General features: G+C 73.6%; 7 protein-coding genes. 5 read left to right on the top strand and 2 right to left on the bottom strand.

The window, feature by feature from the left end; genetic code table 11:
- Positions 1 to 20 precede the first annotated feature (20 nt).
- A complete protein-coding gene (lpdA, locus tag ACFWOG_RS37475; protein ID WP_329950570.1) occupies positions 21 to 1,433 on the bottom strand; it encodes a dihydrolipoyl dehydrogenase in 1,413 nt (470 codons plus the stop codon).
- 268 nt (positions 1,434 to 1,701) lie between these two features.
- Complete coding sequence (locus ACFWOG_RS37470) at positions 1,702 to 3,207, bottom strand: M28 family peptidase (protein WP_380363925.1); 1,506 nt, start codon at positions 3,205 to 3,207, stop codon at positions 1,702 to 1,704.
- A gap of 229 nt (positions 3,208 to 3,436) precedes the next feature.
- Between ACFWOG_RS37470 and ACFWOG_RS37465 the strand changes: the two genes are divergently transcribed.
- From ACFWOG_RS37465 to ACFWOG_RS37445, 5 genes are all read left to right on the top strand, one after another.
- A complete protein-coding gene (locus ACFWOG_RS37465; RefSeq protein WP_329875774.1) occupies positions 3,437 to 3,613 on the top strand; it encodes an antitoxin in 177 nt (58 codons plus the stop codon).
- 247 nt (positions 3,614 to 3,860) lie between these two features.
- Positions 3,861 to 4,346 (top strand): TrkA C-terminal domain-containing protein, encoded by a 486-nt coding sequence (locus ACFWOG_RS37460; RefSeq protein ID WP_329950568.1) that lies wholly within the window; start codon positions 3,861 to 3,863, stop codon positions 4,344 to 4,346.
- Between the two features lie 4 nt (positions 4,347 to 4,350).
- Positions 4,351 to 5,694 (top strand): cation:proton antiporter, encoded by a 1,344-nt coding sequence (locus tag ACFWOG_RS37455; RefSeq protein WP_329875770.1) that lies wholly within the window; start codon positions 4,351 to 4,353, stop codon positions 5,692 to 5,694.
- A gap of 347 nt (positions 5,695 to 6,041) precedes the next feature.
- Complete coding sequence (locus ACFWOG_RS37450; protein ID WP_380363921.1) at positions 6,042 to 6,725, top strand: TetR/AcrR family transcriptional regulator; 684 nt, start codon at positions 6,042 to 6,044, stop codon at positions 6,723 to 6,725.
- Positions 6,722 to 8,071, top strand: a complete 1,350-nt coding sequence (locus ACFWOG_RS37445) for an MFS transporter (protein WP_380363919.1) — start codon at positions 6,722 to 6,724, stop codon at positions 8,069 to 8,071. Before ACFWOG_RS37450 ends, ACFWOG_RS37445 begins: the two co-directional genes overlap by 4 nt.
- The last annotated feature ends 4 nt before the right edge of the window (positions 8,072 to 8,075 follow it).

Genomic DNA, 8,075 nt, shown 5'->3' with positions numbered 1-8,075 from the left:
ACCCGCGACCGGATCCGGAATCACATGTTGATCATGTGCCCGGCCAGCCCGTGGATCGCCTCCTTGACCGCCTCGCCGAGGGTCGGGTGGGCGTGGACGTTGCGGGCCACCTCGTGCACGGTGAGGTCCCACTGCTGGGCCAGGGTCAGCTCCGGCAGCAGCTCCGTGACCTCGGGCCCGATCAGGTGGGCGCCGAGCAGTTCGCCGTGCTTGCCGTCGCTGATGACCTTGACGAAGCCGATCGGGTGGCCGAGGCCGTGGGCCTTGCCGTTGGCGGTGAACGGGAACTTGGCGACCTTGACGTCGTAGCCGAGCTCGCGGGCCTGCACCTCGGTGTAGCCGAAGCTGGCGATCTGCGGCTGGCAGTAGGTGGCGCGCGGGATCATCGCGAAGTCCAGCTCCATGGTCTCCGCACCGGCGATGGTCTCGGCCGCGATGACGGCCATCGCCTCGGCGGCGTGGGCCAGCATCAGCTTGGCGGTGACGTCACCGATGGCGAAGATGTGCTCGACGTTGGTCCGGCCGCGCCCGTCGACGGCGATCGCACCGCGCTCGGTGAGCCTGACGCCGGTGTTCTCCAGGCCGTAGCCGTTGACGCGCGGCGCGAAGCCGATCGCCTGGAGGACCTTGTCGGCCTCCAGGACCTTCTGCTGCCCGTCCTTGGCGGTGACGGTGACGCGGACCTTGGCCGCCGGGTCCTTGTCGTCGATCGAGTCGACGCGGGTGGAGGTGAGCACCTCGATGCCGAGCTTGCGGTACTGCTTGGCGAGCTCGGCGGAGACCTCGGCGTCCTCCAGCGGCACCATCCGGTCGAGGAACTCGACGATGGTGACCTTCACGCCGTAGTTGTGGAGCACGTAGGCGAACTCGACGCCGATCGCGCCCGCGCCCGCGATGACGATGCTGCCGGGCAGGTCCTCGGTGAGGATCTGCTCCTCGTAGGTGACCACGCGGTCGCTGAGGCCGGTGCCGGGGAGCAGCCGGGTGGAGGCACCGGCGGCGATGATGCAGTGGTCGAAGGTGACGATCTCGAAGCCGCCGCCGTTCAGCGCGACCTGGAGGGTGCGGTCGTCGACGAAGGTGCCGCGGCCGTCGTACTCGGTGATGCCGTTCTTCTTCATCAGGTAGTGGACGCCCTTGACGCGGCCGTCGGCGACGGTGCGGCTGCGCTTGAAGGCCTCGCTGTAGTCGAAGGTGACCTGGCCCTCGATCCTGATACCGAAGGTCTTGGCCTCCTTGGTGACGATGTGCGCGAGCTCGGCGTTGCGCAGCAGTGCCTTGGAGGGGATGCAACCGACGTTGAGACAGACCCCGCCCCAGTACTTCGACTCGATGACGGCGGCCTTCAGGCCGAGCTGGGTCGCGCGGACGGCCGCGGTGTAGCCGCCGGGGCCCGCGCCGAGGACGACGACGTCGTAGTGCGTGCTGCTCATGGTGCTGACTCCTCCGAGGGTGTCACGGTGACGTGATCTCCGTGCCATGGTGTCAGGCGCCCCGGCGGCGCACCCATCGGGCCCCGACCGGCGCCCCGGGCGGTGGGGCGCCCGCGGCCGGGGCGCCCACGACTCCGGCCCGGCCTCCCGTCCGCACGGGGCGGGAGGGGGACCGGGCCGGGTCGGGCGCGGAGGCGGGCGGGGCCTCGGCCCCCTCGGGCAGCAGCCCTCCGGGGCCGGGGCCGGGCCCCGGGTTCCACCGGTGCGGTCAGGCCTCGACCTCGTGGGCGTGGCCCTCCTGGAGGCCGCCGCCGCTGCCGGCCTGGCCGTCGGTGTGCTGCGGGGCGACCGGCGCGTACAGCGAGGAGAGGTCCCACGCGTAGGTGCCGACGGCGTTCGCGATCACGGCGATGTTGACGTCGAAGGCGGCGAGGTCGAGGTTCTCCAGGTCGTCGCAGGCCTTGTGGTAGCACTTGTCGAAGGCCACCCCGGCGGTGCCGCCGTAGCGTGCGGCCTGCTCGGCGGTCTTGATCACCTCGGCGCCCGTGTCGGTGCCGCCTGCCGGGATGCCCGCCTCGATGAACGGTCCGTAGTCGGAGCGGCCGGTGAAGTCGGTGCCCTCGTGCGGGACGTCCCAGTCGTCGAGGAAGTCGGTGATGTGGCGTTCGAGCTGCGCGGAGCCGGCCGGGCCGGGGCCCGAGCCGACGTGGTCGGAGTCGTCGCCGTCGTAGACGAACTGGGCGGAGTTGGGCGAGGCGATCATGTCGAAGTTCAGGTAGAGCTTGATCTTCTTCTTCTCGGCCTCGGACAGCGACTTCACGTAGGCCTCGGAGCCCTTGAGGCCGAACTCCTCGGCGGACCACCAGGCGAACTTCACCTTGTTCTTCACCGGCCGGGTGCCGAGGTTCTTCGCGACCTCCAGGATGCCGGCCGAGCCCGAGCCGTTGTCGTTGATGCCGGGCCCGGTCACCACGGAGTCGAGGTGGGAGCCGACGACCACGGTGTTGTCCTCGTCGCCGCCGCGGGTCTCCGCGAAGACGTTCCAGGTCTTGCGCTTCTCCATGAACGTGCGGATGTCCAGGGTGACGGTCACCGGGCCGGCCGCGGCCTTGGCGGCGAGGGCCTCACCGGCGGCCTGGGAGATGCCGCCGGTCGGGATCCGGCCGGCGGCCGGGTCGCCGAGGGTACCGTTGAGGTCGCCCGCGGTGTTGTTGTAGACGATCGCCCCGGCCGCGCCGGCGTCGGCCGCCACGGCCGCCTTGACGGCGAAGCTGCACCCGCCGCGGCGGATCAGGGCGACCTTGCCGGTGACCGTGCCGGCGGCGTAGTCGGTGGCCTCGCAGCCGGTCGTGGCATCCACCGGAACGACCGCGAGCCCGGTGGTCAGGCCGCCCGCCGGGCCGCTCACCGAGTAGGTCATGGTCCGCACCGTCAGCTCCTCGGCCTGCGGGGAGACCACGGCGAACCGCTCGGACAGGGCCTGGAAGAAGGTGTACTCGAACTCCTGCTTCGACACCTTCAGGCCGGCCCGGCGGGCCTGCTCGTAGACGTAGCCGGCGGACTGCTCGTGGCCGCGCGCGCCGGCCACCCGGTTGCCGCCGTTGCGGTCGGCGAAGCGCTGGAACGCCTCCAGGGTCTCGAAGGCCTCGTCCGCGCTGCTGTCGTCGACCAGCCGCGCGGCCAGCTTGGCCCCCTTGCGGGCCGGGTCCGAGTCTGCGGTGGCGGTGCCGGTGCCGACCAGCAGCAGCGGGGTCACCAGCGCCGCGACGGCCAGCGCGGCGCCCGCCGTGCGGCGGGCGGTGGCGGCCCGGGGGCGGGGCGTGGCGGCCTGGCGACCGGTCCGAACGTTCAAGGCGAGTCCTTCCGACGGTCCGTGGGACTCCCGATTTGACATGTTCCTCGCCGCCTTGCCAACCCCGGCGCGCAAGCTGACCGGATGCGGACACTCCGGTGCGCGGTGATGCTGGAGGGAGTGGGGCCGTCTCATCCAGGAGTGTGACCACATGTCCATGATGGACAAGCTGAAGCAGATGCTGAAAGGCCACGAGAGCCAGGCCGAGAAGGCCGTCGACAAGGGCGGTGACATGGTCGACGACCGGACGCAGGGCAAGTACAGCGGCCACGTCGACACGGCCCAGGAGAGGGTGAAGGACCAGCTGCGCGACCAGCCGCCCCAGTAGGGCCGCCGTTCCGGCGGTCCCGTCCCGACCGGCGGACCGCTTCCCGGCAGGCCGTCTCCCCCGGTTCGAGGTGTCGTTTTCGGCTCCTCGGACCGGGGTGTCATTTTCGGACTTTACATACTCATTACTATTGATCCGGTTGCGCGTTCGCGTGTCACACGCGGTCAGGCGCCGGCGTTCCTCTGTGCTCCGGCGCGCCCGCGCCACACGCAGCCCCGCGGAGCACCCTGACGAGAGGACAGCCGCCGTGTCGATCCCCCGTGTCCGGACCACCCCGCTGCCCGGTGTCGGCGTCCAGTACGACCTCACCACCCGAGAACAACGGCACCTGTCCGTGATCGCCCACCGGGACGGTGCGCGCAGTCTGAACGTCTACCGCTCGGACGACCCGGACGCCTGCTCCCAGGCGTTCCGGCTCACCGCCGAGGAGTCCGCCGCCCTGGTCGACGCCCTGACGCCCGCTCACCACAGCCCGGGCCTGCTGCACACCACCGACCTCGGTCTGGTCGCCGAGCGGCTCCCGGTCGAGGGCGCCTCGTACTGGAACGGGCGGCTGCTCGGCGAGACCCGGATGCGCACCGAGACCGGCGCCTCGATCGTCGCCGTCCTGCGGCGCACCGGCGCCGTGCCCTCCCCCACACCCGACTTCCGGCTGGCCGGCGGCGACATCCTGATCGTCATCGGCACCCGCGAGGGCGTCGACACGGCGGCCGCGATCCTGGATCGGGAGTGATCGGATGCACACCGCCACCGTCTTCATCGAGCTCGGCTCCGTCATCCTCGTCCTCGGCCTGCTCGGGCGGATCGCCGGACGCTACGGCTTCTCCCCGATCCCGCTCTACCTGCTCGGCGGGCTGGCGTTCGGCAAGGGCGGGCTGCTGCCGCTGAGCGCCAGCGAGGAGTTCGTGGCCACCGGCGCCGAGATCGGCGTCGTCCTGCTGCTGCTGATGCTGGGCCTGGAGTACACCGCCGCCGATCTGGTGACCAACCTCAAGGCCCAGTACCCGGCCGGCGCCGTGGACTTCCTGTTCAACGCGACACCCGGGGCGGTGGCCGCGCTGCTGCTCGGCTGGGGCCCGGTGGCGGCGGTGGTGCTGGCCGGGGTGACCTGGATATCGTCCTCGGGAGTCATCGCCAAGGTGCTCGGCGACCTCGGACGGCTCGGCAACCGGGAGACCCCGGTGATCCTCAGCATCCTGGTGCTGGAAGACCTGGCGATGGCGGTCTACCTGCCGATCCTGACCGCGCTGCTGGCCGGCGCGGGCCTGCTCGCGGGCTCCGTCACACTGGCCATCGCCCTGGCCACGGCCGGCGCGGTGCTCTTCGTCGCCCTCCGCTACGGGCGCCTGATCTCGCGGTTCGTCTCGCACGACGACCCGGAGAAGCTGCTGCTGGTGGTCCTCGGACTGACCCTGCTGGTCGCGGGCATCGCCCAGCAGCTCCAGGTGTCGGCCGCGGTCGGCGCCTTCCTGGTCGGCATCGCCCTGTCCGGCGAGGCCGCAGAGGGCGCGCACATCCTGCTCAGCCCGCTGCGGGACCTCTTCGCCGCGGTGTTCTTCGTGTTCTTCGGTCTCAGCACCGACCCGACCAGCATTCCGCCGGTCCTGCTGCCGGCCCTGCTGCTGGCCGTGGTCACCGCGCTCACCAAGGTCGCGACCGGCTACTGGGCGGCGCGGCGCGCGGGGATCGCCACGCGGGGCCGGTGGCGGGCCGGCGGGGCGCTGGTGTCACGCGGGGAGTTCTCGATCGTCATCGCCGGCCTGGCCGTCACCGCGGGCATCGAGCCCGGCCTCGGCCCGCTGGCGACCGCGTACGTGCTGATCCTGGTGGTCACCGGGCCGCTGGCCGCGCGCTACACGCAACCGGCCGTCGAACGGCTCGGCACGGTGCTGGGACGGCAGCGGTGGGTACCGACCCGCGCGCCCGGCTCGGGGCCTGCGCACCTCCCCGGGCAGGGCGGGGCACCGGCCCAGGAGGCCGGACCGACGGTTCCGGACGCCGAGCAGATCCCGCCCGGCACGCCGACACCGGGCTCCACGGCGGCCGATTCGGGCCAGACGCTCGACGGGCTGTCGCGCTGACGCCCCGTTCGTTCCCACGTCCGTTCCCGGGGCGGGTCACCGTCGGTGACCCGCCCCGGGGCGTTCCCCGTCCGGCGCGGTGCCCGTGACGCCGTCCGGTCGTCCGTCCGTCCGTGCGTCCGCACCGGCGCGCGCGCCGGGATCCGCGCCGCCGACCGGCCCGGCGCCGGTGCCGCAGTGTTCACAGGGCCCCGGTCCGGGACGCTCCCGCAGGCGCCCGCAGTCCTCGCACACCCGGTCCAGCCAGCAGGCCGGCTCGCCGCCTTCGTCCATGCCGCCGATTCTGCCCGCCGACCCGCTCCGACCGCGAGTAGACAATGTCTACTCGATCTTGGTAGACAGTGTCCATGACCGATCAGGACTCCACCACCGGCCTGCGCGGGCGCCTGGTGACGGCCGGCGTCGAGCTGGTGACCCGCGAGGGCGTGCACGCCCTCACCCTGCGCGAGATCGCCCGCCAGGCCGGCGTCTCGCACGGCGCCCCCCGCCGCTACTTCGCCACCCACGTCGAACTGCTCGCGGCCATCGCCCGGCGCGGCTTCGACGACCTGGCCGCCTCGCTCGGCCTCGCCGGGCCGGCCGCGGACCCGGACCCGGTCGGAGCAGGCGGCCCCGCCGCCGCCCGGGCGGCGCTCGGCCGGCTGGCCCGCGGCTACCTCGACTTCGCGGCCGCCCAGCCCGGCATGTTCGAGCTGATGTTCCGCCACGACGTGCTGGAGGGCAGCGGCTCCGACCTGCGGCGGACCACCCTGCCGCTCTTCGAGGTCATCGCCCGCCTGGTCGCCGAGGCCCGCCCGGACACCGCGGGCCGCACCGGCGGGCCCGGGCCGTACGCCGCCGCACCGCCCGGCGTCCCGGACCCGGCCGGCGTGCCCGACCCCGTCACCGCCGCGGCGGCGTTCTGGGCCAACCTCCACGGCCTCGCCCAGCTCCGCGCCTGGGGCACCCTGCGGCTCGTCACCGGAACCGACACCCTCGAACCGCTGCTGCGCGCCGCCCTCGACGCCCACCTCGGCCCGGAGCCCCGGTGAACGCGGCCACCCGACAGCGCCTCACCCTGGCCGGCAGCATCACCGGGGCCGCCGTCGTGGCCCTCGACGGGACGGTGCTCACCGTCGCCCAGCCCAGCCTCCGACGCGACCTCGACGCCTCCCTCTCCGACGTGCAGTGGACCAGCACCGCGTACCTCATCACCGTGGCCAGCCTGCTGGTCTTCGCCGGGCGGCTCGGCGACCGCTACGGACACCAGCGGGTCTTCGCCGTCGGCGTGCTCGGGTTCGCCGCCAGTTCCGCGGGGATCGCCCTGGCGCCCGACATCGGCTGGGTGATCGCCCTGCGGGTCGCCCAGGGAGTGGCCGGCGCACTGCTCCAGCCCGCCACCCTCGGACTGCTGCGGGCCGCCTACCCCGCCGACCGGCTCGGCACGCCGATCGCGCTGCGCACCAGCGCGATCGGCCTGGCGGCCGCCGCCGGCCCGGTCGTCGGCGGTGCGCTGACCACCCACTTCGGCTGGCGGTCCGTCTTCGTCCTCACCGTCCTGCCCGCCGTCGCGGCCGGCGCCGCCGCCCTGTTCGTCCGGCTCCCGCACGCGCCCGGCGACCGCGCCGCCGGGCTGGACCTCCCCGGCGCCGCGCTGCTGGGGGCGACGCTGTCCTGCCTGGCCTTCGCCCTGACCGGGATCCCCGACCGGGGCTGGACGGCCGGCACCTGGCTCGGCCTCGCCGCGTCCGCCGCGCTGGGAGCCGCCTTCCTCCGGCACGAGCGGCGCACCGCGCGACCGCTGCTGCCACCGGCCGTGATCGGCTCGACCACGGTGACGGCGGCCCTCGGCGTGCTGTCGACCGCCTCGGCCGCGCTCTTCGGCACGATCTTCCTCGGCACCTACTTCCTCCAGGACGTCCTCGCCCTCGACCCGCTCGCGAGCGCGGTGCGGTCCCTGCCACTGGCGGTGGCGATGGTGGCGTCCGCGCCGGCCTCCGCCGTGCTGGCCCGCCGGTACGGTCCGCGCCGTACGGTCGTGGCGGGGATGTCGGCGATCGCGGCCGGGGCCCTGGGGGTCGCCGGGTTCGGACCGGCCACCGGCGTGCTCGCGATCGGTGGGGCCTTCCTGCTGCTGGGCGCCGGGTTCGGGACGGTGATGGTCACCGCGACGGCGGCGATCGTCCGTGCCGCCTCGCCGGCCGACGCCGGGGTGGCGGGCGGGCTGCAGCAGACCGCGATGAACATCGGTCCGGCCGTCGGTGTGGCCACCGCGGCCACCCTGACCGCGGGCCATCCGCTGGTCACCGCCCTGGGCCCGGCGCTCTGGGCCCTGGCCGCCACCGCCGCCGCGGGCGCCCTGCTCGCCACCCGCTTGCCGCACGGTCGCACCGCCTGAGGCC

Origin of the sequence: Kitasatospora sp. NPDC058406 (assembly GCF_042722765.1) — a bacterium.
GTDB lineage: Bacteria > Actinomycetota > Actinomycetes > Streptomycetales > Streptomycetaceae > Kitasatospora.
This window is presented reverse-complemented; position numbering and strand designations above follow the sequence as displayed.